We start from the raw sequence: 26155 nt of genomic DNA, 5'->3' as shown, positions 1-26155 counted from the left end.
TTGTCTTAAGATGATTTTAGAACGTTACATTTATGCCACCACTAAAGGTTTTTAACATCGGATAATGATATAAAGAGCTATAATTGATAATCGTTTCCGGATCGAAATCTTTGTATTTAGAAAAAGTCAGGAAATTTTCTGCATTTACAAAGACGCTAACCTTAGCGATATTGATTTTTGATGTCCATTTCTGAGGAATCAAGTAGGCCAACTGTACGTTTTTTAAACGCAAATACGAGCCACTTTTTAGCCAAAAATCAGATTGGAGAAAATTGTCCTTATTGCCCGTACTTTCCGTCACAATGGGTAATCGGGCTTGCGTGTTTTCAGGCGTCCAGGCATCAGTGAGCCATTCGGTTGTGGCACCTGCTCCGTTGTTGAAAGGATAAGCTAGGTTTGCCATCGGGTAAATTCTAAGACCGGCTATGCCTTGAAAAAATGCGCGAAATGATAAACCTTTATAATCGATGTTAAAACCGAATCCGTAAGTATACTTCGGAATAGCAGACGATTCATCCAAAGCTACTCGATCTTCACCGTTTATAATATTGTCGCCATTGATGTCTTTGTATTTGATGTAGCCTGGCCTAGTTGCGTTGCTTTGAAAGGCATGGTTGTCAATTTCCTCCTGATTTTGGAAAAAGCCGTCCGCTTGCAATAGGTAGTGAGCGCTAATGGGTAATCCTTCTTTTGTTATGGTTGATAAATTAGTGTCGAAATCGTAAAGAATTTGGCCGTCCAAATCGATCACTTTATTTTTATTGTATGCTACATTACCCTGTATTCCATAGCTTACTGCGCCTATTTGATCGCGATATTGCGCCGTTAGTTCGTATCCCGTGTTATCTACGGTGCCAACATTTCTCTTAGGTCCTGTTAAGCCTACTTGAGAGGGGAAGTTAACTGTTCTTAAAATACCAGTCGTATGCTTTTTATAAACATCTGCGGTTAGATTTAACTTGCTTTGCATAAGTTCGATATCAAGGCCCCCATTGTAGGTCGTTGTTGTTTCCCAAGTTGTCCTTGGATCTGCATAAGCCAAAGCCGCGGCACCCGGAGCTAATAATCCACTCGGCCCTCCGAAACTATAATCTTGCTTAAGTTCAATGTTGTTTTCATAACTATATAGCTCGACAGCCTGATTTCCTAAGCGGCCAACCGAGGCGCGTAACTTTAATAAATTGATGGTATTTGAGTTAAAGAAATTTTCCTGATCAATACGCCACCCGGCTAAAATGGAAGGGAAGAAACCCCATCGGTTTTCTTTGGAGAACCTGGAAGAACCATCGTAACGAAAAGTCGCCTCCAATAGGTATTTGTTTTTATAATCGTAGTTCGCTCTTCCAAAATAGGATATCAAAACATCTTCGGTAGTTTTTCCGGAGATTGCGTTCCGAATGCTTCCTACACTCAGTGCCGTTAAGGTTTCGTCCAAGTATCCCGTCATTTCAGCAGCAAACTGTCCATTGCTGAAGTAATCATAAGCAGAGCCTACCATGATCGCTACATTGTGCTTCTGCTTAAACTGTTGTTTCCAGTCTAATGTGTTGTAGAAGTGGAGATTTAAGTCATTGTCGTCCGTTTTATTAGATCTTGGCGCCGTAGCGGGGCTGTTCCAATTGGTTGGTTTCAATGTCTTTGGATTGAAGCTTTGCACTTGCGGGGTAAATTGAGAAAGGAGACCATCATATTTGTCTGCACCAAACTTGATGTTGTAGGTGATGTTCCAGGGCAATTTGTATTCTCCGAAAACGGAGGCTAAAAAGCGCTGAACGATTTTTTTGGAATAACCGGTTTCGGCAATCATTCGCGGATTCTCCCAATTGTTTCTGCCAGGCGTAGATAACCAGGAATTGCCGTAACGACCATCTGCAAGTCGATCTGTCAAAATGGGTAGTGTGCGACTTAAATATTGGAAAAAGTTATTTCCATAAAAGGGTTGCTCATAGTTTCGATAATATCCGTCAATGGATGCGCCCACTTTTAAACGTTGCGAAATATTGATGGATGCATTGAAACCGAGCGAATAACGCTTTTCGTTATCAGAGGGCCCGATAATGATACCATCTCTGTCTAAATACCCCAATGACAAGCGGTATTGATAGGTGTCCGAACTTCCACCAAAGCTCAGGTTGTGCTTTTGTATGTTGCCATCTTTTAAAGCGATGTCAAACCAATTGTTGGCTGGGTAGGTATGAGGATCTGATGCCATTCCAGCCTGGTATTCTTCAATTTGACTGTCCGAATAAACGGGGGCCTGTCCTTGGTTGGCGAGTGCTTGGTTTTTTAAACGCATGTATTGAATCGGATCCCAGATGACGTCGGGCATTCGTGTAGGATTTTGAATACCGTTGTAATAATTATAATTCACTTGTGATACCCCAGTTCCCTTTTTGGTCGTAATTAAGATAACACCGTTGGCAGCTCTTGATCCATATATTGCGGCTGATGCATCTTTCAGTACCGTTACGGTTTGAATATCATCGGGATTTAGTTCGTCCATCGAGTATTCGATGCCATTAACCAGAACGAGGGGGTTATTATTGCTAAGTGTACCCATGCCTCGAATCCTAATTTCCGATCGATCAATTCCCGGTTGACTTTGGCCAAGTCGAACGAACATTCCAGGCATCCCTGCTAATGCATTACTGATGTTTGTAGTTGGCGATCCTTCTTTTTCCTTCATATCCAAGGTACTGACGGAACCTGTTACATTTTCCTTTTTTTGCGTACCATATCCAACGACGACAACATCTTCTAACAAAGTGTTCGCTGATTCTAAGCTGATTGAAAGCTTTGTTAAATTACTTGTCACATTCAATGTATAGGGTCGATAACCGACATATTTGAAAATTATGCTGGTATTAGCATTAACTTTAACAGCAAAATTCCCATTCGCGTCGGAAATGGCAATAGCTTTATTGTTGGCAACGATAGATACACCTGGTAACGACTCTTTCGTGTCTATGGCTTTAACAGTACCTTGAATAGTAAAGGTTTGTTGACTATAAGCCGTGGCCGCGTATAATAGGAACGCTAATAGGCACCGAAACCTATAATCGGCAAAGATCAAACTTCTTTTTTTTAGTGGTCTGGTTTTAATTTTTTTCATTTGTTTTTTCTTTTATTATGAACAGGCTCTACCCTAAGCGAGAGGCATGACTAATGATTTCTTCTTTTTGTTTTCTGAAAATTACGTAGGTTTCATAATGTTTCATTTGATGTAAAATATTGATTGAATGAAAAGTGTGTCCTTGAAACGAAAGCAAATGATTAAGGATGTTCCCGAAATCATATAATAGTTGAATAATTAAAAAGGCTTTCGAGCGGTTTATTACCGCCGATCAAAAACCGTAGCGAATACCTATTTGTATTTGATAAGGATTTCCGGACGGATTAATGACGCCTACATTGGTATTCACATTATAGTTGTAAACATTTAATGTCGGATCAAAGCCTCTGATGTTATAAATATTCTGCTTTCCCAAGGTTTTTTGTACGCCCCAGTCCTTATTGAGTAAGTTCGCTAAATTGAAGATATCTCCGGAAAGCTCGATATACTGCGATTTGTAAGTCGTAAATCTCTTGGTTATCCGCAAATCCCAGGTTCCGTAGAATCCATTGGTACCACCATTCCGCTCGGCGATCTGTCCGATGCTCTGTTTAATGTATTCCTTTAAACCGGCATCTGCCTCCGGATTATCCAAAATCTGTTGAATGGCATTCCGATAGGCTTGGGGCACGTTGTTATTATTCGGATCGAAAATATAAGCTAAGTCGTTTGAGTTAACAAAATCACCATTTACGTTTCCGTTAACGGCCAATGAATAGCGTGTTCCGCCTATTCCCGAATAGCGCAAACCGATACTGATGCCATAGAAGGTGGGTAACGCTCCATATATTACTAACTTGTGGCGGAACTGCGTATTGGAATAAGCCATTCTACTTAAATCACGTGGATCGCCCGGCGTCATTAATTCTAAGGTAGCAGTATTGGCAACATCACCATTAAAGGAGGTGTTATCTTTGCTATCGTTCCAGGTGTAGCTGAACGATAGGACGCCGTCTTTATAGTATTGATAAGTTCCATCGAGAACAACGGCATATTGGTTGATCTTTCCTTCGCTATTCAGTTCCAACACCCTTCCTAGTTTAGTTGATTTACGCCCGTTCTGCCAGTCGGCCGATCCATTCGCGGTGTTAATTGTTGATGCCGGAACGTATACGCCTCTATTCGCTTCATTGGCAATGCGAAAAAATGGTTCGTCAACCATATTTTTATCGACATACATATAATTGTTTCTCGCTAAACTGGCATATAGACTTAATCCTAGTTTTAAACGATTGGTAATAAGCCGGTTGTATGAAATGTTTCCTTTATAAACGGTAGGTATCTTGGCATCGCTTCCGTTCATGTTAATAGTAGAAGTAGGACTTATGCCTAATTGCTCAAATAACTCATATCCTGGTGCGGTACTTGGATCTTGTCTATATTGTGGAAAGTTGGGCGTAATGCCAAGAGGCGCACCGGGAGCGTTACGCTGAACATCAATGGTTGCCACCTTTGTCCCGTCGAAAACCATGTTATTGATCATGGCATAATTGTTAATGTCGGATCCAAAAATGCCGGCGCCAAACTTAAGGATATCCCGTTGTTGCTCGTTAATGTCCCAGGTAAATTGAATCCGTGGCTGAAGGATAAAACTATTTAAGGCATTGGATGTATTTAATCCCAGCTCATCATAAACCAGTTGATTGAAATTCGGTTTATTGATGTAAGATGTGTAGTCTGCCCGGATACCGGCCATCATGTCTAAGCCCTTTCCGAGCTTGGTTTGCATCTGGGCGTAAAGTGCGGCAGTCAAAATATTTTGCTTAACGCTGGGATCGTCTTCCAAAGCAATTTCGCGAGCATAACGATAAGGATCTAAATTATTAAACTCTTCCAGTCCTGTGAAATAGAAGCGCCCGTTCATTTCACTGCCGTATAGCGACTTCATATGGGTATACATGATGTCTGTTCCAAAAGTGTAGTTTATCTTTTCGGTATTGTAGTATAAATTGTCAGATAACTGAAATACGTTGTTGTAAAAATATTCCGGTATATAGCGCTGTCCGCCTAATTGTATATCGGTTAAAACTTCTTTTCCATCAATGGTTGAACTGATATTTTGAATGATTGCTCTCGGGATACTTTTGCCGGGAAGCTGTTCATTGGGAACAGAGGATTCGGAAGTGTACAAATGCTGTGCTTTGAGTTCATTGGTGATTTTGGGACTTAACACAGATCTCAGCGTTGCTAAGAAACTGTTATCGGATGTTTTGACGGAGCCATACACTTCATATAGGTTGATTTTGGAATTATCACCCAAACTATGATTGTTCTTGTCATAGACAAAATTTTCTCGTAGGGTGAGCAAGTGTTTGTTGTTAAGTTGCCAGTCAACACGCGCAAAGATGGCATCGGTGCTCCGCTTTCGGTCGAAAGATCCAAATTGCTGCGAACTGGCAACACCATATTTATTTCTGGCAATATCTAAGAACTGATCAAGCGTTGATTGGGTTACATTATACCGCTTTTCATCTTCGGGTGAACGGATGTCGGCAACTTGGAAGGGTCTGGCATCCGCTTGATGATCCCAGGTGACATAAAAATGTGCTTTGTCCTTTACAATCGGTCCTCCCAATGAAAAACCATATTGGTAAGTAGAGAATTCATTATCTTGCTTATTACCACGGATATCGTAGGGACTGGATAACCAGTCGGCCCGTGCAAAGCCAAATGCGCTTCCCGTAAAGGTGTTGGTTCCGGATTTGGTCACCGTATTAATGGTACCACCGCCACTACGACCATAAGTTACATCATATTGATTGGTTACAATCTTAAATTCGCGTATCGCCTCCATGGAAATAGCATAGGAGCCGCCACGGCGATTGGCGGTACCGCCTGAAGTTGGGTTACGAGACGTCATGCCATCCAATGTAAAGTTGGTGGAAGATGCTAATTGTCCGGCCATACTGTTACCATTACTCATAGGGGAGAGGTCTATCAGGGAGGTGAAATTTCGGCCATTTACCGGTAGTTTTTGTATATCATTCCCCGTAACGGAAGTTGCAGCACCAAAGTTCCCTACGGTATTCTTAATATTAGATGCACTGATTTCGACTTCATCCATTTGGACGGATTTACTGGCTAAAGAAATATTGAGACGTAAAATATCTCCCTGATTGAGGGCATAACCGGTTTGTTCATAGGCAGAATAGCCAATATAAGTAACTCTAATGGTATAAGGTTTACCTAAGGGCAGCTGCTTAAAGTTGAACTGGCCGTTGCTGTTCGTTGTTGTTGTGTTGGTAAACCCCGTAGATTCATTTTTTACGATTACAGAAGCGCCGGCGATCGGACTTTGGTTTTCTCCTTTTACCGTACCGGTGATAGCCCCTTGTGTTGTTTGCGCCATCAGGTGCCCAAAACTTACTGTACTTACAATAAATGCAAATAACAGTAGACAAATGTTGCTTTTCATAATTTTCATTAATAATTTGTTCTTAATGGCCATGAAACTTACCCTTCCGCCAAAGCAAAGGCATAAACTATTACACCGTTGGCCATGGCAGTCTAAGTAAATTCATTTAAATACGTGTGTCTAAAAGCTAGACACTTTATGAAGCTGTGGTACAGCCGGTTTATAATGTTATATATATGTTATTAAATTGTTAGCTAACATTGAAAAAGGCACGCGTACACCTTCTATCAGGCATACGAACAAAATATTACGTGACGATTATATAAACAACATAGGCCAGGGCAGCGCCAATCAGTGGACCGATAACGGGCACCCAAGCATAGCTTGCATTAAATCCTGCTTTATTTTTTATAGGCAGAATGGCATGAATAATCCGAGGGCCTAAGTCGCGGGCCGGATTAATCGCATAACCGGTTGTTCCTCCAAGTGACAAGCCGATCACCCACACAACAAAAGCTACAGGTATTGCGCCGATGGATCCTAAACCTATTGGTGCTTTGGTATCATCAATGGCGATCTCACCATCTTTAAAGAAAAACACAGCGATAATAAGGACAAATGTTCCGATAATTTCGCTGATTAAGTTGATAGGTAGATTTCTGAGAGCAGGCGAGGTACAGAATACGGCTTGCTTGGCACCTGCATCTTCGGTTTCATCAAAATGGTCCTTATACATGAGCCATACTAAAAAAGCGCCGGTCATTGCGCCGATAAATTGTGCCAGCACATAAGAGCAGGCGGTAGCCCAACTTAGATTATCGCTTAAAATCATTGCTAATGTAACTGCTGGATTTAAATGTGCCCCACTATAGGGGCCTGCGATAACTACGCCTGTGAAAACCGCTAATGCCCAGCCGGTTGTGATTACGATCCAGCCGCTACTGTGTCCATTGGTGCCTTTGAGTACCACATTAGCGACGACGCCTCCACCTAATAAGATCAGTATCATCGTGCCTAATAGTTCAGCTATAAAAGGTGTCATAATTTAGTTGTTAACTTCTAGTTATTGGTTATTAGTTATTGGTTATTAGTTATTTGTTGTTCGTTATTGGTTATAAGTTATTCGTTATTGGTTAGTAGTTGTTAGTTGCTGGTTGTTAGTTATTTGTCGTCAATTATTTGTAACCGATTGCGAGTTCCTTTTTCAGCCAACAAGCTAATTCCGAATGTGTTAAAGGCCGGATAAACTCACCTCTTCGGTTGTCACGCCGGCTCATTTATCGACTAATTATCACATTGGCTAATTGGCCGATTGATTTTCCAATCTTGCCCAGGCTTTCGCCGCTTCGACAGCGCGATGCCAAGCTTGCATACGATTTTCAATATCGATTTTAACATCTGGTTTAAAGGTTTTGTCGATTTGCCATTGATCTTTCAAATCATCCATGTCTTTCCAATAGCCAACCGCTAAGCCTGCAAGATAAGCTGCTCCGATAGCCGTAATCTCGGTGATTTTCGGTCGTACGACCGCTGCTTGCAAAATATCTGCCTGGAATTGCATAAGCAGATTGTTGTTAGTAGCGCCACCGTCTACACGTAATTCGTGGATTTCTTTTCCTGCATCTGCTTCCATAGCCTTTAATATGTCAACTGTTTGGAAAGCGATTCCTTCCAACGCGGCGCGAGCAATGTGGGACGCATTGCTACCTCTTGTCAATCCAACCATTGTCCCTCTAGCGTAGGAATCCCAATGCGGAGCACCGAGACCCGCAAAGGCAGGAACTAGATATACACCGTCCGTATCTTCCACCTTACTGGCTAAGGCCTCCACTTCTTCAGACGATTTAATAATGCCCAGACCATCACGAAGCCACTGTACGATGGCCCCGGCAATAAAAATGCTACCTTCTAAGGCGTAAGTCACCTGGCTGCCGATTTTCCATGCTATGGTAGTCACCAAATTATTCTTTGAAACGATTGGTTTGTTGCCGATATTCATCAGCATAAAGCAACCTGTCCCATAAGTGTTTTTTACCATTCCTTCGCTTGTACATAATTGTCCGAAGAGTGCAGCCTGTTGGTCGCCTGCAATGCCGGCTATCGGAATGCGATCTGTCAGTATTTTTCCTGCGGTTTGTCCATAGATTTCGCTCGATGACTTAACTTCTGGAAGCATGCTTGCGGGTATTTCAAAAAGATCCAACAGTTCTTTATCCCATTGCATGGTTGAAATATTGTATAGCATCGTACGGGATGCATTTGTTACATCAGTAACATGCTTTTCGCCATCCGTCAAATTGTATATAAGCCAGCTATCAACGGTACCGAAGAGGAGCTTTCCGTTTTCGGCCTTTTCTCTCGCTCCATCTACGTTATTCAAGATCCAACGGATCTTTGTTGCGGAGAAGTAAGAGTCTATTAATAATCCGGTTTTCTTTCTGATAAGCTCCTCATAACCTTGTTCTTTAAGTTCGTCGCAATAGGGAGCGGTTCGTCTGTCTTGCCAGACAATGGCATTATAGATAGGTTTGCCGGTTTCACGATCCCAAACAATTGTTGTTTCGCGTTGGTTAGTAATTCCGATGGCCGCTATATCTACTGATTTAACTTCTGCCTTTACCAGGGCCTCGGCGATAACGGCTATTTGTGAAGACCAAATTTCTCGCGGATCATGCTCTACCCACCCGGATTTAGGATAAAATTGTGTAAACTCTTTTTGCGCGATGGATACAATCTCTCCCTGGTGGTTAAAAATAATAGCACGAGAACTTGTTGTGCCTTGATCAAGTGAAAGTATATATTTGCTTTGGCTCATATTTTATTTTATAATGTTAGTTTGTATCGACTTATTATTGTAAACCAATAAGGTAACCTTTGGCAAGCGTGTCAAATTCCATAAGTTGTTCCTTTATCCAATTTGCATCTTTCCCTAACTCACTGGCCATTATTTGGGCAACGGTTGGGGCCATTTCTATAGCAGCTTTTGCATCGAGAAAAAGCATGCGTATTCGCCTAGCCAGCACATCTTCAATCGTACGTGCCATTTCTTCGCGGATAGCCCATACTACTTCTGCTTTAACATGCGGATAGTTGACATGCAGCTTTTCTCCCAATCCATTTTCTTCTGATATCAGGCTTTTGATTTTTTCGGCATCTGAGCCATAAACGGTCCAATGACCTTGTTCGTGATTGCTTATGTCTGCACCATGAATTCGGATGTCGACTGTTTTACATGGCTGAAAAGCGATATTGGCGGTTTTAATGGCTTGATTTACGGTGTCTTCCGCCATTTTTCGATAAGTGGTCCACTTACCGCCTGTAATGGTAATTAGTCCGGAATCGCTGACTAGCAATTTATGGTCACGTGAGATTTCCTTTGTGCTTTCTTTGCCGTCTTTAGGAGCCGCCAATGGTCTTAAGCCGGCAAATATACTTAATGCATCCTTTCTGGTTGGCCTGTTGTCAAGATATTCCCCCGCAGTCTTTAAGATAAAATCTATTTCTTGTTCAAGTGCTCTTGGTTCTAGGCTGTGTTGATTAAGTGGGGTATCCGTTGTACCCAGCACTAGTTTGTTATGCCAAGGGACGCCAAAAAGAACCCTGCCATCACTCGTTTCAGGAATCATTAAGGCGCTCTTTCCCTGGAGAAAAGAACGTTCTATTACAATATGAACACCTTGGCTGGGCCTAACTAGCGCTTGATGTTTTGGCTGTTCAAGCGTTAAGATTTCGTCTACAAAAACACCGGTGGCATTGATAACCACTTTAGCTTTTACTTTATAGGCTTCCCCACTTTCTTGATCGAGAACCGTAAAACCATTTGTCTTTCCTTTTTCGTCTTTATTTAAGCTGACTACTTTGGCATAATTCAGCAGCGTGGCTCCAAACTGTGAAGCCGTTTGTGCAAGATTGATCGCTAAACGAGCATCGTCGAATTGTCCATCGTAATATTCTATACCACCTTTCAGGTGCTTGACTTTTACGCCTTGTATACGAGTGGTAACTTCTTTTTTGGACAGAAGGGACGACCTCCCGATGCGATATTTGCCTGCCATCCAATCGTAAATCTTGAGTCCTATTAAAAATTTCAGTTGCGCAAACCAGGTGTAGCATGGTATGACGAAACTTTGCGCATGTGCCAAATGAGGCGCATTTTTGAAAATAATTCCCCTTTCCCGGAGCGCACCGTAAACAAGCTTGATATCACCTTGTGCAAGATATCGTACACCTCCATGAACCAACTTGGTGCTTCGACTGGAAGTACCTTTGGCGAAGTCTGCCTGTTCTACCAGTAGCGTCTTATAACCTCGGCTAGCCGCATCGACTGCTATGCCAAGGCCAGTTGCTCCACCTCCAATGATGGCGATATCCCAAAGACTGTTTTGACTTAGCTGCCCTAAACTAACGTTACGGCTGAATGTGTGTTGGAGAATGGTGTTTTCTTGCATGTGGGTGCCCAATTTAGCTATTCTTTCTTTTCTTATCAATTGGTTTGTATAGCAAAGTTAAATCATCCTTTTAAGAAATCAAAAATAATCTTTCGAAATAATTTCGAAATAAAATGAAACAACTTGCTATTCTTGTGTATTCAGGCAAAAAAGTTAAATTAGCGCAAAATAAATGCTATGAATAGTGTAGAGCGTCATCAGATTATTCTTAAACGACTGCAGGAAAAAGGGTCTATCAATGTGTTGGATCTAGGAAAGGAACTCGACGTGTCGACTGTAACGATCCGAAAGGATTTAAAATTGCTGGAAGAAAGACAGATGCTTTTTCGTACCCACGGAGGTGCTACCCTGAATAATCCCTATACAATTGACCGATCCGTGGTTGAAAAAGAGAAGTTGCAGTCGGAAGAGAAGGCGCTCATAGCAGAGATGGCAGCATCCCTGGTGGTACCCAACGATTCTATTATTATTGCATCGGGGACGACTGTGTTAGCAATGGCGAGGCATATTCACCCGCAGGGAAATCTAACCGTCGTAACATCAGCTCTTCAGGTTGCAATAGAATTAAACAGGCATTCGAACGTAGAAATTCTTCAACTAGGGGGCATGATGCGATCGAGTTCAGCTTCCGTAGCAGGACCGTATGCCGAAAAAATATTGGAAGATTTTTTCTGTAGTAAACTATTTCTGGGAGTAGATGGTATCGATCCTGACTTTGGGTTGACTACTACCAGTGGATTGGAAGCGCATTTGAATCGTAAAATGATTGAAGTGTCCCAAAAGACAATTGTATTGGCCGATTCCACTAAATTTGGCCGACGCGGTTTTGGTAGAATCTGCGGCTTTGATGAAATTGACGAAATCATTACAGATAAAAACATCCCATCCCATATGCTGAAGGAACTCGAAGGCAGGGGGGTGAAGGTGACGATTGTAGAATAGTTAAATAGTTGAGTAGGGAAGTGGTTGAGTAGGGAATTAGCCAATGTGGCAATGTGATGATTAGCCGATGAGCCAATGTCATGGACCGTGCAAGCTTAAAGCTTACTGCTTATGGCCTAAAGCCTAACAACTAATAACATCCATCCCTCAAAATAAAAATCATACCAATTTTCTTCAAATAAAGAAATGTGGATTAATCCACCCTGTGTTGAAAATTATTTACACTGATTCTAAATGTTAAGGTGCACCTTTGCACTTACCCTCTATTTACAACAAAAAATAATAAGGCTATGATAAGAGTTATAAAATTCGAAAAAGATAATTGCGCGCCTTGCAATATGGTGTCAGAATTTCTAGATAATAAGGGTATTAACTACGAAAAAGTAAACCCTTTTGAGAATCCCGAAGTAGCCATGCGATTCAGGGTGCGAACGGTGCCAACCGTTATCGTAACCAAAGAGAACGAGGAAGTGAAGCGTGTCATCGGTTTCAAGCCTGAGGAATTATTAACCATTAGCAGTCTGCAGCAAGCGTAGATAAAGATCTTCGGTTATGCAACATTGGATCTATTACGATAGTAAAACCGGAAATGTAGATCGATTTGTGCATAAGTTAGAGGCCAGAACGGGTTGGTCCATCCGACGAATTTCTGAAAACCTGTCGATTTCTCAGCCGGGCCATCTTATCACATTTACTACCGGAAGGGGTGAGGTGCCCGTGGTAACAGATAAGTTCATGCAGCAAAACCATGATTTGATAAAGACGGTTTCTGCCAGTGGAAATAAAAATTGGGGACTCAACTATGGCAGAGCGGCAGATACCGTTGCAGCGATCTATCAACTCCCCGTATTATTTAAGTTTGAACTCTCGGGCAGTACCGATGATGTTCAACAATTTATTAACAAGATAAACGAATACCATGAATACCACAGTAACAAAGAATGCGAACATAGCTAAAAAGTGGATACTCCTGAATAACGAGATCATGACGAAAGATGACGACGATTTTCGCCTTTATAAGGATAAGGAAGCGGTAAGGTCATACTTTTTGGATTATGTAAATAAGAATACGGTATTCTTTTATACCTTGAAGGAAAAGATAGATTATTTGATTGAAAACAAATATTATATCAATTTCTATGCGCATTATTCTTTCGAGCAAATGAAGGAGGTATACGACTTTGTGTATGCGAAAAAGTTTAGGTTTCCTTCTTTCATGAGTGCTTTTAAGTTTTTTCAAAGCTATGCTTTACGAGATGATAGCGGTGAAAAATTCTTAGAGCGTTATGAAGACCGCGTGGTATGTGTTTCCCTTTATCTGGCATCGGGCGATTTGAATCGCGCGTTGGAGTATGCTGAGATATTGATTAATCAGGAATACCAGCCCGCGACACCTACTTTCCTCAATGCCGGCAAGCTACGTTCCGGTGAACTGGTTTCTTGTTTTTTGGATGAGATAGGCGATAGTTTGAGTGGTATCAGTTATGCCATTGACGAAGCGATGAAGCTGTCTTCTATTGGAGGAGGAGTCTCTTTTAATATTTCTAAAGTGAGAGCCCGCGGTGAAGCCATAAAAGGCGTGGAAGGACGTTCGAGTGGTGTTTTGCCGGTGATGAAAATAATGGAAGACACATTTTCTTATGCCAACCAATTGGGGCAAAGACCGGGAGCAGGGGCTGTTTATCTGAACGTTTTCCATAGCGATATTGAAGAATTTTTGGATTGCAAGAAAATCAACGTGGATGAGAAGTCGCGCATCAAATCCTTGTCAATCGGTGTTATCATTCCGGACAAGTTCATGCAAATTGCAGAACACGATGAGGTTTGCTATCTTTTCTACCCGCATACGGTCTATCAGGAATATGGTCAATACCTAGATGAAATGGACATGACCAAAATGTATGATGAACTGGTGAGCAATCCGAAAGTGAAGAAACGCAAAATCAATGCACGTCATTTACTGATTAAAGTTGCTCAAACACAAAAAGAAAGTGGCTATCCCTACCTCTTCTTTAAAGATAATGCCAATCGAGGGCATGCATTGAATGGGATTGGATCAGTGAAGTTTTCAAACTTGTGTACGGAAATTATGCAACTGTCAGAGGTTTCGGATATCAACCCATACCATGAAGAAGATACCATTCGTTACGGTATTTCCTGCAATCTAGGCTCGCTTAACATTGCTACCACAATGGAAAACCGCCGCATAAAAGAAGTCGTAAAAACAGCAATGCGGTCGTTGACAGTCGTATCCGATATGACAGATATTAAAATGGTCCCGACGATACAAAAAGCCAATCGCGAACTACATAGCGTAGGTTTGGGAGCCATGAATTTACACGGTTTCCTTGCTAAGAACTTTATTACCTACGAAAGCAAAGAGGCGCTCGATTTCTGTAACGTATTCTTTATGATGGTAAATTTCTATTCGTTGGAGTGTTCTATGGAAATCGCCAAAGAGCGGGGCGTGACATTTAAAGGTTTTGAGAATTCGGATTATGCCAATGGCGCTTATTTCGACAAATACATAAATAATGATTATTTCCCGGTAAGTGATCGCGTTAAAGAATTATTTGAAGGAATAACAATCCCGGACCGTGCTGCATGGGAGAAACTAAAGCAGGATGTTATGCAACATGGCGTATACCATGCTTACCGCATGGCCATTGCTCCTAACCAATCTACTTCCTACATTATGAACGCAACAGCTTCTGTTATGCCGGTAGTAGATACAATAGAGGTTCGGGAATACGGCGATAGCACGACCTATTATCCTATGCCTTATCTAAATAACGACAACTATTTTTATTATAAATCGGCCTACGATATGGATCAAAATAATGTGTTGCGTTTGATATCTGTTATACAAAGGCATGTGGATCAAGGTATTTCAACTATTTTGCATACCAATTCGAAAGATACAACGAGAGATTTAGCTAAGTACTATATATATGCTCATAAAATGGGATTGAAGTCACTATATTATACGCGTACGAGAAAAGCTTCTATCGATGAGTGTATCTCTTGTTCGGTTTAGTTTTTAGTATCAAGTAGCGAGTAATAGGTATCAAGTATCAAGTAGCGAGTATCAAGTAATAGGTATCAAGTAGCAAGTATTAAGTAATAGGTATCAAGTAGCAGATAGCAACATAATAAAAGCGTCAGCTAGGAGTCCTGATACCTGTATCTTATGTCCTTATACTTGCATCTTACGTCTAAATAAAAAATAATGAATCAATATAAAGCAGTCAATTGGAACACGCCTGAAAATGAATATGTTGGCATGTTTTGGGAGCAAAATATAAGGCAATTTTGGATCGATACGGAATATATTCCCTCGAAAGATATCGATGTGTGGAAGAAGCTCACCCCCGAAATGCAGGAAACCTATAAAAAAGCGCTTGGAGGTTTAACTTTGTTGGATACCTTGCAAAGCCATACAGGGATGCCGAAGATCTTGGATCATATCGATGGACTGCAGAGTAAGGCTGTTTTGTCTTATATGTGTATGATGGAGGCGATCCATGCGAAATCTTATTCGACGATCTTCACTACAGTAGCGAGTACACCTGAAATCAATGAATTATTTGAGTGGGTGCAAGACAATAAGTATCTCCAGTTTAAGGCTGCTACGATTGATCAATATTACCGATCATTAGATAAGAAAAAGGTAAGTAACGAGGAATTGTATATGTCACTTGCCGCTTCTGTTTTGCTTGAATCGTTTTTGTTCTATAGTGGCTTTTTTATCCCACTATGGTTAGCGGGGCAGGGACAAATGGTGGCAAGTGCGGATATTATTAAAAAGATTGTTGCGGATGAATCCATTCACGGTGTTTTTGTAGGGCTTTTGGCACAAGACATCTTCCGAAAATTATCGAATCAGGAAGAAGTAAAGAAAAAGGTTGTCGACTTATTGATGTTGCTCTACGAGAATGAGTTAAAATATACCGAAGAGATTTACACCGATGTCGGCCTTACTGCTGAGGTAAAAGAATATGTACGCTATAATGCCAACAAAGCGTTAATGAACTTAGGTTTTGAAGAGCTTTTTGAAGTGAAGGAAGTCAATCCAATTGTGTTGAACGGATTGAACTTGGAAACAACGCAGCACGATTTCTTTTCAAAAAAATCTACAAATTACGAAAAGGCTACGCAGATCAGCCACCTGCACGATGAAGATTTTGCGCCGGATTTAACTTTACCTGTTTAGAGAATTGGAGGGAGTAGTTACTATTCCCAACTAACAGGTCTCTATTAACTATGGAAAAACCGAATGGCCAAACATTTGTTATAAGATAAAAAATAAACATCATGGCACATAGAGAATATCTTTTAACAGAGAGTGATTGCACGAATATTGAATTTTCCGAGCGTGTGATATCGATAGGAACGGGTACTTATATGATTTATAAAGGCGTTCGTGAACTTTTTAAGAGACCGTTGTTAGCTCTTGGTCAGGTAGCGATCGGCAGTGCATTATTATACCGAGGCGCAACAGGTACATGTGACGTGAAGCGATTGATCGAAAGGGAATATGAACATCCCGAAAAAGCAGAGTTTGTTTAAAGAAAATTTTATAATGAAAGCAAAGGCCCTATCTGTGTCTATCAGCAGGGCCTTTATTATTTTGCACACACCTCGCTGCTACAGCAGGTTTCTTTTTTGAATGATGGATCTTTTATTTCAGAAGCGTCATGAGTTCGTTTTGATCAGGTTTTTACTTTTGAATTTTTACTTTTGAATTTAATTATTACATACTAACGCCGGCTTTTGGCGTGAGTGGCTCGGGAAGTGGGGATTCTCCTAATATTTCCTTTAAATCAATCTCGATATTTTTGGCAATAGTGGTCATGGGTGTATCATTGGGCTGCCCTTCAAAGGGATCCTGTATTTGAATTGCGATTTGCTCAATGATTAAAAAGATAAAAGAGATAATGATGGCTAGAATAAGGGTAGCGTAACCTAGCTCTTTAACCATAGCAAGGGGTATCAAACAAGCAAAAGTGTGTACCAGCAACCACGAAAAATAACCGTAAGGTACAGGAAAAGGGGTGTTTTTTATCCTCTCTGCTTTTCCTAACTCGTCGGTCAAATTTTGCAGAATGGTTTCCAACTGGACGAGTAAGTAAGTATTAAGCCTCCCCGACTCATTCAGTTCAGTTAGTTGTTTTAGATTCATCATTAAAAGCGTATTCGGCACATGTCTTTTGCTCTTGATCGTGTCATAATCTTCGGGTGATAACAATCGATTTAAATGTTCCGCACCACCTTGCCTCCTTAGGTGTTTACCCATGGATTCGACAAAACCAATTTGTCTATAAATCAATGTGCGTGCAATATCGGTATTTTCCTTACCTAAAAAGCCCACCACTTCACGGGCAAAGGTTCGGGAGTTGTTGACGACAGCCCCCCAGATGATTCTTGCTTCCCACCACCTTTTATACGCAGCGTCGACACGGAAACCCATCAGAATCGAAAGAGCAGTACCCATGATGGCTATTTCAGTTTCCGGAATGGCGATTCGCCATCCGAATTCTATATAGCCAATGCATACAATAATTGATAACAATAAGTAAATAATGATCCATTTAGCAATAAGCCGAAACATATGGGCGGCTCGGATGTTGGTTTCTACAATCATATATTATGTATAAATACTATGCGCTTTGAAGGTGTGGCCATATCGAATAGGGTAACACTGGAAACGGACTATTGTTTTTTAGGCGTCGCAGTTTCTTGCTAAGATAATAAATGAAAATAAGTAGGGTAATTGGGATAGAAAAACCTTCGTTTAATACAAATACCCCATTATGCGCTAAATAGATTGCCGTAGAAAATTAGCGTGTGAAATTAGGCTAATAAAAAAAATTTATATTAGGTTTGTACTGATATAAAAAATTTATGATTCAGTTTCTGAAAGATAGTACCTTTGCCGTAAATGACGTCATCAACCGGTCGTGGGATGTGTTAAGAAAACACTATTTCTCTATTGCCGGACTTTGTTTACTGCTTTTTTTAACTTCCAATGCCTCCGGAATCTTGGCTTTCTACTTTCGCGATGTTAGTCGCGTATTGAGCTCGTTTATGGCATTTGTTTTTGTGGTATTGTATTTCGGTATCCAACTTACATTATTCAAGTATATCTTTCATGTAGTGGACGATGCAAGGGAACATGTTTCATTACAGGATACGATTCCAACAACAAAAGAAATTAGCTATTTTTTTATCGCGATGATAAGCTTAGTGGCAATGATATTGATCGCTTTCGCCATATTAGCGGTTATTATACTGCCGGTTATTTATATTTTTAATAGTACGGAACATGCGGTCGATTTATTTACAATCTTATCTGTAATCTTTCTTATCAGCTTTATGATGCGGGTTGCTTTTTACCCCTTTTTTATTATCGACCGCCACGAACGTCCGTTTAAGGCTATTCGCCTAAGTTTTGCCATTACGCGGGGTAATTTCCTGAAATTATTGCTTCTATTAACTTTTTTAACCATTTTGCATTTGTTGTCGATTTATTTCAACTATCGGTCGTATCCCATGTTGTCGGCAGCTTTGAGTTTAGTGAACTCCTTTTTAGTTGTTCCGCTTTCCAGTGTTGCTATCGCATTGGCGTATCGGCAGATGATGAGAGAATACAAAGGGGAAGACGACCCAACGTTTATTAAAAATATTATTTGATTGGAATCAACCGTTAACTGAAAGTATGGGATTAAAAGCTGCTCTAAGTAAGCCTTTCGCTGCACTTGTGACTAAGAAAATTGATCGATGGAAATATCAAGCGGCGACCGTACAAGAAAAAGTTCGGGAGCAATTGGTATCGGCAGCGAAGAACACGACATTCGGAAGAGACCATCATTTTTCAACGATTCATTCATACGAAGATTTTAAAGAACAGGTGCCTGTTCGGGATTACGAAGGTTTACGACCCTATATAGAACGGGTGGTGGCGGGAGAGTCTGCCGTATTGTGGCCAGGGAAACCACTGTATTTGGCAAAAACCTCAGGAACTACCTCTGGAACAAAGTATATTCCGCTTACACGCGAGTCGATGCCGGAACACATAACAGCGGCTCGAAATGCCTTGCTAACTTATATCCATGAAACAGGAAATACATCGTTTGTTGATGGAAAAATGATCTTTCTTCAGGGAAGTCCGGAGTTGAAAGAAAAGAACGGTATAAAAATTGGACGTCTTTCGGGCATTGTTGCCAATTATGTACCTACTTATCTTCAAAAGAATAGATTACCCACTTACGAAACTAACTGTATAGATGATTGGGAAACAAAAGTGGATGCAATTGTTGATGAAACGTTAAAGCAGGACATGCGGTTGATCTCGGGCATTCCACCCTGGGTTCAAATGTATTTCGAACGAATTTCCGATAAAACAGGAGGAAAGAAAATTAAGGATGTATTTCCAAACTACAGCCTTTTCGTATATGGAGGGGTTAATTTCGAGCCCTACCGCGCCCGATTGGAGGACATGGTAGGTAAAGGTATCGACTCTATTGAAACCTATCCCGCTTCTGAGGGGTTTATTGCCTACCAAGACTCTCAAACAGAAAAAGGTTTATTGCTCCTTTGTAATGCCGGAATTTTTTACGAATTTATCCCTGTGGAAGAAATCTTCCATGAAAAACCGACACGGCTTAGTCTTGGACAAGTCAAGTTAAATGAGAACTATGCCTTGATATTAAGCACGAATGCAGGCTTATGGGCTTACAATATAGGGGACACAGTAAAATTTGTTTCATTGAATCCTTATCGTATTGTCGTTACCGGGCGTATCAAACATTTTATTTCAGCCTTTGGAGAGCACGTGATTGGCGAGGAGGTTGAGTTTGCACTCATGCAGGTAGCCAAAGAAGAAGGCGTTGAAATCATCGAGTTTACGGTCGCTCCGCAGGTGAATCCACCGGCAGGTGAATTACCTTATCATGAGTGGTTCATCGAATTTGGAAAGCCACCGGTTGATATGGAGCGCTTTAGATTAAAGGTAGATCAGGCATTACAGCAAAAGAACACCTATTATTTCGATCTTATTGAGGGAAAGGTTTTGCAACCACTGGTCATTAGGATCATGAAAAAAAATACTTTTGTAGACTACATGCGATCTTTGGGGAAATTGGGTGGACAAAATAAACTGCCTCGTTTGGCAAACGACCGATCGATAGCGGAAAAAATAGAAGGCTATATTGTTTGATACAAATAATAATAACGCACAAAATGTAACATTTGGTTTCTTTAGAGAAGCTTGTAATTTAATAACAGATCCCTGATTTAAGGGAAGCAAATTACTTACAGATGAAAAGAATAGCAATATTGGGTGCGACGGGAAGTATAGGAACGCAAGCTTTGGAAGTAGCTCGGGAGCATTCGAGTCTTGTTAAAATAGAAGTACTTACTGCTGCAAACAATGCTGAATTGCTGATCAAGCAGGCACTGGAGTTCCTGCCAAAAACAGTCGTAATAACAGAAGAAAGCAAATACCAGCACGTTAAGGAAGCATTATCTGCAACAACAATTGAGGTGTTGACAGGTTGTAATGCGTTAAATGATGTGGTGAAAGGCGCTTCTATAGACATGGTTTTAACCGCTTTAGTTGGGTTTGCCGGTTTAGAACCAACTGTGTCGGCAATTCAAGCAGGAAAGGACGTCGCATTAGCCAATAAGGAGACATTGGTTGTTGCGGGGGAGCACATTATGTCATTGGCCAATCAATATGGAACCAAAATATTGCCTGTAGATTCGGAACACTCAGCTATTTTTCAATGTTTATCCGGTGAGTCACTTGCTTCAGTTGAAAAAATCTATCTGACTGCATCCGGTGGCCCGTTTAGAGGAAAAGATCGAAGCTTTTTAGCCCATATTACAAAACGGGAAGCACTGAAACATCCAAATTGGATAATGGGGCAGAAAATAACGATTGATTCTGCATCCCTAATGAATAAAGGTCTGGAAGTGATTGAAGCCAAATGGCTGTTCAATCTTTCTATCGAGCAGATTGAGGTTATTGTCCATCCCCAATCCATCATACACTCTCTCGTACAGTTTAACGATGGATCATTGAAAGCGCAATTGGGATTACCGGATATGAAGTTGCCGATTCAATATGCGCTTTTACATCCTGGCCGGCCCACCAATTCTTTTCAGCGATTTGATTTTATGGACTATCCGCAGTTGAGTTTTGAGAAACCGGATTTAGAAACTTTCGCAAATCTTCGACTTGCCTACCATGCAATTCAACAGGGGGGTAATATGCCATGTATTCTAAATGCTGCCAATGAAGTGGCTGTGGCAGCATTTTTGAGCGACGAAATTGGATTTTTGGAAATGAGTGCGATTATTGAAGAGACGATGACACTAATACCTTTTATTCTTTCTCCGTCCTTAGTAGACTATGTAAGCATAGATAGGGAAGCCCGTAAAATTGCGAGTGATTTAGTAACAAAAAAGAAAAAAGTATATCAAATAGAAAAATAAAGAATGAGTGGATTAGTTATGGCGGGCCAACTATTGCTTGGCTTGTCAATTTTGATTGTTTTACATGAGCTGGGGCATTTTTTAGCGGCCCGAGCTTTCGGAATAAAGGTTGAAAAATTTTATCTATTTTTTGATGCTTGGGGCGTTAAACTTTTTAAGTTCAATTATAAGGGTTGCGAGTATGGTATAGGTTGGTTGCCTTTGGGTGGTTATGTGAAAATTGCCGGAATGATCGATGAATCGATGGATACGGAACAACTTAAAGGTGAGCCGCAACCTTGGGAATTCCGATCCAAACCGGCGTGGCAGCGACTTATTGTCATGCTGGCAGGCATTATTGTCAATATCATCTTAGGCATTTTCATTTTCTGGATGTTAACGCTTCGTTATGGGGAGACTTTCATCCCAAATGATAAACTGACAGATGGTTTGGCGCCCGGTATTATCGGAAAGCAAGTAGGCTTAAAAGCCGGAGATTTAATTACGGCAATTGATGGAGAAAAGGTCGTGCGATTTGAAGATGTTAGGAGCCCAAAGGTGTTGTTAGGTAATACCAAATTATCGGTATTAAGAGATGGACAGACAGTTGACCTTATTGTTCCCGGCGATATCTTAAATGAAGTTTCAGATTTAGGTATAGACGAATTTGTTATACCTCGGTTTAGAGTCACGCATATCGAAAGTTTGCAAAAAGGTGGAACCGCCGAAAAAGCAGGGTTGAAACCGGGCGATAGTCTAATCGCTATCAATAATCAGCCGATCGTGTTTTGGGATCAGATGTCAGACGCCTTATTGGCAAACAAAAATAAAGAAACCAGTATAGTGTTTTGGAGAGCTGGTAAAATTGATACCGTGCAGGCAACGATAGATCCGGAAGGTAAGTTGGGTATTGCCGCGGGTCGTGATATTAGTCGGATTCCGCAAGAGCAGATTAAATACGGATTTTTAGAAGCACTGCCGATTGGTGCCGGTAAAGCATGGGGGTCTTTGACAGACAATGCAAAAGCTTTGGGCAAGGTGGTAACGGGGCAGGTGAAAGCGAATAAGGCCCTATCCGGGCCCGTTGGTATTGCCCGTATGTTTGGCGGAGAGGTGGATTGGGTGAAATTCTGGAGTTTGGTGGGCTTGCTATCGATGGCCCTGGCCTTAATGAATATTTTACCGATTCCAGCTTTGGATGGTGGCCATGCTTTATTCTTAATCGTAGAGATGATTAAGGGTAAGCCGCTAAGTGATAAATTCATGGAGCGAGCGCAAATTGTAGGATTCGTAATTATCGTTGCCTTAATGATTTTTGCGTTAGGAAACGATATTATGAAGGCAATGGGGGATAAACTTCCTTGATAATCTGAACGATAAATAAATTTTTAAAATTTATTTGGTGATTGTTCTATTTAGCAATATATTTGCATCCCGTTCACGAGGGAATGCCCAGGTGGCGGAATTGGTAGACGCGCTAGTCTCAAACACTAGTGGGAAACCGTGCCGGTTCGATCCCGGCCCTGGGTACTAAGCGGGATAATGCCCGATTTAAGAGAGGGTTGCTCATAAAAAAGCAACCCTTTTTCTTTGATTTTCAACAAGTTATCTTCAAAGATCGGGTTTATAAAAGTGGTTCTAAACATATTGCTACCCCATACCAGATTATCTTTGAACACACCTCTAATCAGCATATGTTTTTGGGTGATATTACTTTTCTCATAAATCTGATAAAGGTTCGAAAGTTCAGGAAGCAGACGCTGGATAATGTCATCACTTGTGTCAATCTTCGGTTTCTTTTTTCCTTCTAAAGAGATTTCTAACAAGGCCTTTTCTTCTTTGAATTTTTGAAACCATGTTTTATATGTGCTGGCTTCAATTTCATTATTCATAAGCCGTTCTTCTAGTTTGAAGATCTTTTCGTTTATGTTTTGAAGAGCTTGAAGTTTTTGGTTCAGTCTTTCCTGCTTTAGTTTTAGAGGTTCAACCAATAGCGCTTTTGACGTTTCGATAAGAAACGTGATTTGATGAGGCTGAAAGCTTAGCGCCTTTAAAACCTTTTCAAATGTTTCATGTAATAGCGGCCCTTTTAAATTGAAGTTTGTATGTTCTATGCATCTGTAATATAAATAATATTCTTTACGCCCTTTTGTCCATCCGGCGGTCATCTTTTTTCCGCACCAGCATTTCAAGACTCCTCTTAAAGGGAAATCCTCCGCGGGTTGCACTCTTGTCCGTCTTTTACCAGCTTTTAACATATTTTGAACAAGCCAGAATTCGGCGTCTGAAACGATAGGCTCGTGTAAAGCTTTAGCATATTTTTCGGGTTGATCTTTAAATGCCGGCACCTTGATTAGCCCAGCGTATACGCAATTTTCTAATATACTCTGTATAGCAGACTTACCCGTATGATGAAAGCCTAGCGGTTTGACGTTTTTATGTATAATATAGAGTGGAATACCCGATATATAATCTCGGAAGATTCTTTCAACGATTAGGGCTTGTACCTTATCAATTTCAATCAGATTTCGTTTCGTTCCATCTATTATATTTTTGTAACCAAAAGGAGCTCGTCCCAGATAACGGCCTTTTTCTTTGGCATTTCGGATCCCCTGTTTAGTTCTCTGGCGAATGTTAAATAGCTCTTTATTGGCCATCATATAGTCAAATGCCCTCTTCATAAACACATCGGGATCAGATGTGTCGAGGTCAATACGTTCGCTTGTCGATAACACTTTTACACCGTATTTTCTTTCGAGCTCTGCAATCTTCATTAACGCTTCCGGTAAGTTTCGACTGAACCTGTCATGATCTAATACTATCAAATATTGGCATTCACCTTTATATTTCTTTAGGTACGCTTCCAATGCTTTATAGTCTGGCCTATCAAAAGTATAGCTGGACTCTCCGTTGTCTTTAAATAAGCCTATTATTTTTAGCTCATTTTTTGCGCAATACTGTCTTATGGACGATTCCTGATATTCCAGTGATTTAGATTGGTCTTTTGAACTTAGGCGCATATAACCGATAGCATTCATAGTTGTTCCTCCAAAATGATCTCTACAATTAGGTTAGCTAGTAAAGTTAGGAAAATTTTGTCGTTCTCATTAAGGTTTTTATTGTTAATGTGTTGTTTTTTAGGTGTTGATGAGGTGTTATCCACTATCAAAATGGGGTTGGAGTAACTTTCTTTCTTCTTTATATAACTCATAAAAATTGATTTATCAGTGGGGAAATGTTGCTACAGTGCTGACGATTTCTGGACGGCACAAGGTGATTTAAAGTTGGATTGGCTTATCGAGTAAATACCTTATGAAATAGGCAGCGTGATAGCAGTAAGTAAAATCAGATTTCTGCATAATTTCGACTTCTTGCTGATCAGAGATTCGATTTTTGTTGGCGAAATCTCTATATCCGAGTAAGGGATGCTATTTCAGACTAGTACTCTTTATGGACGTAAATCTTACTTGATTTCGTTTTGTTATGAGAAGCTTTATAATCGATATAGCCGCTTTCATGAAGTTGTCTGAGTGCCCTATAATAAGTGATAGAACTTTGTATTTTAGCATCAGGCATCAATTCTTTGCTACCAATTGAAATGGGGTTATTGAATCCGGTCTCTATCCACTTACGGAAAATTGCCATGTACAGAGCAATATGAACAGTACCCAAAAAAGGATCCTTTTTCGCAGTGACAAGAAAATTCAACAGCACATTTCTTGATTTTTCCATAATGGTATCAGATTGATTTGCCCCTTGAACGGGACAGTTTAATTATCTTGCCGGCCTCGTTATCCTTTTCAGTGACATGCTTTGTCGTACGGACTGGTTTATTGGTTTTTTGGCGTATAATATCCCCATAATCCAGATGTTTACCCCGCCGGTTCTTTATGTAAAGTGCTCTTTTCTGAGGGTCTGTACTTATAAAAAGATCAATGGGCTTCCCATCAAGCTGAACGGTAACCTTTTCTTCCTCACCCATCTTCAAGGCCTTTGTTATCTGATCTTTTATTTCCTCGGTAAAAGGCAATCTCTCCAACTGTTGCAGAAGATCAAAACCATAGGCTGGTGGGAATTCCTTTATCCTGAAATTTCCGTTATTATCTTTATCCGTGAAATCAAGCTGCTTCCATACCGTTACTGAAGAACCCATTGACCCTACTTCTTCCAAAGCGATGGCTTTTCCTTCCAGCAGTTTCCGGGCCTGTCGTGCGTTTATCCGATAGCCATCTTCACCTCCAAAAATTTGTTTGCGGATATGCGAAGGTTTCCTCTCATCATAGAGGGATGCGATGTAATCTTTTAACTGATAATTTCCATTTACTTCCCTGATAATGTTAAGACTATAATCCATCCGTTGGGTGTCCGATACATAATAGGAAATCGGCAAATGAAAGGCGTGCTTTCCATGAGCTATCTCGCGATCGATCTTGCTGTCAAGTCCCTCAAACCCCATTTTCCTTACGGTTACTTTCAACTCGTCTAGATTCCCGGCTATCCGCGTTTTCAGTTTAGCAGATCTGCCGGGCGCTGTCAGGTAAGACCAGAGCCTACGAAAAAGTCTTTGCAACCTATTTGGATACAGTTTTCTTTCCATCGCACTTTTTTCCACATGCAATATCCGCAGGGTAAGTTGCTCTTCCCGGTTTTCACTTCTGCCATAAAGGAGGCTCAGTTCTTCCAGAAAGCGCAGCTTATCCACGAGAAACGGCCTGTTTCCCACAAGGCTGCCAGGGAAGAGTTTTTCAAATCGCTCTTCCCTCGACTGCCATGCCAGCAGGTCCCTTTCCACCCTGTTTATTGGTTCTTCCATCACTAAAA

General features: G+C 40.8%; 19 protein-coding genes and 1 tRNA gene. 11 read left to right on the top strand and 9 right to left on the bottom strand.

The window, feature by feature from the left end:
- Positions 1-16: 16 nt before the first annotated feature.
- From E0E36_RS20520 to E0E36_RS20500, 5 genes are all read right to left on the bottom strand, one after another.
- The gene (locus E0E36_RS20520) at positions 17-3112 is read right to left on the bottom strand and encodes a SusC/RagA family TonB-linked outer membrane protein (RefSeq protein WP_130857553.1); all 3096 of its coding nucleotides are present in this window, start codon (positions 3110-3112) and stop codon (positions 17-19) included.
- Positions 3113-3344: 232 nt separating this feature from the next.
- On the bottom strand, positions 3345-6527 hold the full coding sequence (locus tag E0E36_RS20515; protein ID WP_242627345.1) for a TonB-dependent receptor: 3183 nt from the start codon (positions 6525-6527) through the stop codon (positions 3345-3347).
- A 247-nt stretch (positions 6528-6774) separates the two neighbouring features.
- Positions 6775-7509 carry an MIP/aquaporin family protein gene (locus E0E36_RS20510; RefSeq protein WP_130857551.1) on the bottom strand — a complete coding sequence of 245 codons (735 nt, stop codon included), beginning with the start codon at positions 7507-7509 and terminating at the stop codon, positions 6775-6777.
- A 258-nt stretch (positions 7510-7767) separates the two neighbouring features.
- Complete coding sequence (gene glpK / locus E0E36_RS20505) at positions 7768-9282, bottom strand: glycerol kinase GlpK (protein WP_013666175.1); 1515 nt, start codon at positions 9280-9282, stop codon at positions 7768-7770.
- Positions 9283-9316: 34 nt separating this feature from the next.
- A complete protein-coding gene (locus tag E0E36_RS20500) occupies positions 9317-10915 on the bottom strand; it encodes a glycerol-3-phosphate dehydrogenase/oxidase (protein ID WP_242627343.1) in 1599 nt (532 codons plus the stop codon).
- 177 nt (positions 10916-11092) lie between these two features.
- Between E0E36_RS20500 and E0E36_RS20495 the strand changes: the two genes are divergently transcribed.
- The 6 genes from E0E36_RS20495 (at position 11093) to E0E36_RS20470 (ending at position 16426) form a co-directional block, all read left to right on the top strand.
- Positions 11093-11857 carry a DeoR/GlpR family DNA-binding transcription regulator gene (locus tag E0E36_RS20495; RefSeq protein WP_013666177.1) on the top strand — a complete coding sequence of 255 codons (765 nt, stop codon included), beginning with the start codon at positions 11093-11095 and terminating at the stop codon, positions 11855-11857.
- A gap of 290 nt (positions 11858-12147) precedes the next feature.
- Positions 12148-12393: a thioredoxin family protein gene (locus E0E36_RS20490; protein WP_130857550.1), complete on the top strand. Its 246-nt coding sequence runs from the start codon at positions 12148-12150 to the stop codon at positions 12391-12393.
- Between the two features lie 16 nt (positions 12394-12409).
- The gene (gene nrdI / locus E0E36_RS20485; RefSeq protein ID WP_013666179.1) at positions 12410-12814 is read left to right on the top strand and encodes a class Ib ribonucleoside-diphosphate reductase assembly flavoprotein NrdI; all 405 of its coding nucleotides are present in this window, start codon (positions 12410-12412) and stop codon (positions 12812-12814) included.
- A complete protein-coding gene (gene nrdE, locus E0E36_RS20480; RefSeq protein ID WP_013666180.1) occupies positions 12777-14894 on the top strand; it encodes a class 1b ribonucleoside-diphosphate reductase subunit alpha in 2118 nt (705 codons plus the stop codon). Before nrdI ends, nrdE begins: the two co-directional genes overlap by 38 nt.
- A 192-nt stretch (positions 14895-15086) precedes the next feature.
- Positions 15087-16070: a class 1b ribonucleoside-diphosphate reductase subunit beta gene (gene nrdF / locus E0E36_RS20475; protein ID WP_013666181.1), complete on the top strand. Its 984-nt coding sequence runs from the start codon at positions 15087-15089 to the stop codon at positions 16068-16070.
- Between the two features lie 101 nt (positions 16071-16171).
- Entirely contained in the window at positions 16172-16426 is a 255-nt protein-coding gene (locus E0E36_RS20470) for a YgaP family membrane protein (RefSeq protein WP_013666182.1), read from the top strand.
- Between the two features lie 184 nt (positions 16427-16610).
- Here E0E36_RS20470 and E0E36_RS20465 read toward each other — a convergent pair whose 3' ends face one another.
- Entirely contained in the window at positions 16611-17501 is an 891-nt protein-coding gene (locus tag E0E36_RS20465) for a bestrophin family protein (protein WP_130857549.1), read from the bottom strand.
- A 260-nt stretch (positions 17502-17761) separates the two neighbouring features.
- Here E0E36_RS20465 and E0E36_RS20460 point away from each other — a divergent pair, with 260 nt between their 5' ends.
- From E0E36_RS20460 to E0E36_RS20440, 5 genes are all read left to right on the top strand, one after another.
- Positions 17762-18550, top strand: a complete 789-nt coding sequence (locus E0E36_RS20460; protein ID WP_013666184.1) for a hypothetical protein — start codon at positions 17762-17764, stop codon at positions 18548-18550.
- A gap of 25 nt (positions 18551-18575) precedes the next feature.
- On the top strand, positions 18576-20075 hold the full coding sequence (locus E0E36_RS20455; protein ID WP_130857548.1) for a GH3 auxin-responsive promoter family protein: 1500 nt from the start codon (positions 18576-18578) through the stop codon (positions 20073-20075).
- Positions 20076-20176: 101 nt separating this feature from the next.
- The gene (locus E0E36_RS20450; protein WP_130857547.1) at positions 20177-21355 is read left to right on the top strand and encodes a 1-deoxy-D-xylulose-5-phosphate reductoisomerase; all 1179 of its coding nucleotides are present in this window, start codon (positions 20177-20179) and stop codon (positions 21353-21355) included.
- Between the two features lie 3 nt (positions 21356-21358).
- The gene (gene rseP / locus E0E36_RS20445) at positions 21359-22699 is read left to right on the top strand and encodes an RIP metalloprotease RseP (protein WP_130857546.1); all 1341 of its coding nucleotides are present in this window, start codon (positions 21359-21361) and stop codon (positions 22697-22699) included.
- 85 nt (positions 22700-22784) lie between these two features.
- Positions 22785-22864, top strand: a tRNA-Leu gene (locus E0E36_RS20440).
- Here E0E36_RS20440 and E0E36_RS28410 read toward each other — a convergent pair.
- The 3 genes from E0E36_RS28410 to E0E36_RS20425 all read right to left on the bottom strand — a co-directional run bounded on the left by E0E36_RS28410 (position 22825) and on the right by E0E36_RS20425 (position 26147).
- Positions 22825-24354, bottom strand: coding sequence for a recombinase family protein (locus E0E36_RS28410; protein ID WP_423213034.1), 1530 nt, complete (start codon positions 24352-24354; stop codon positions 22825-22827). The genes E0E36_RS20440 and E0E36_RS28410 overlap by 40 nt on opposite strands.
- Positions 24355-24772: 418 nt before the next feature.
- Positions 24773-25066, bottom strand: a complete 294-nt coding sequence (locus E0E36_RS20430) for a hypothetical protein (protein WP_130857545.1) — start codon at positions 25064-25066, stop codon at positions 24773-24775.
- 7 nt (positions 25067-25073) lie between these two features.
- A complete protein-coding gene (locus tag E0E36_RS20425; RefSeq protein ID WP_130857544.1) occupies positions 25074-26147 on the bottom strand; it encodes a hypothetical protein in 1074 nt (357 codons plus the stop codon).
- Between the last annotated feature and the right edge of the window lie 8 nt (positions 26148-26155).

The sequence above is a fragment of the Olivibacter jilunii genome (assembly GCF_900607235.1).
Lineage (GTDB): Bacteria > Bacteroidota > Bacteroidia > Sphingobacteriales > Sphingobacteriaceae > Olivibacter > Olivibacter oleidegradans.
This window is presented reverse-complemented; position numbering and strand designations above follow the sequence as displayed.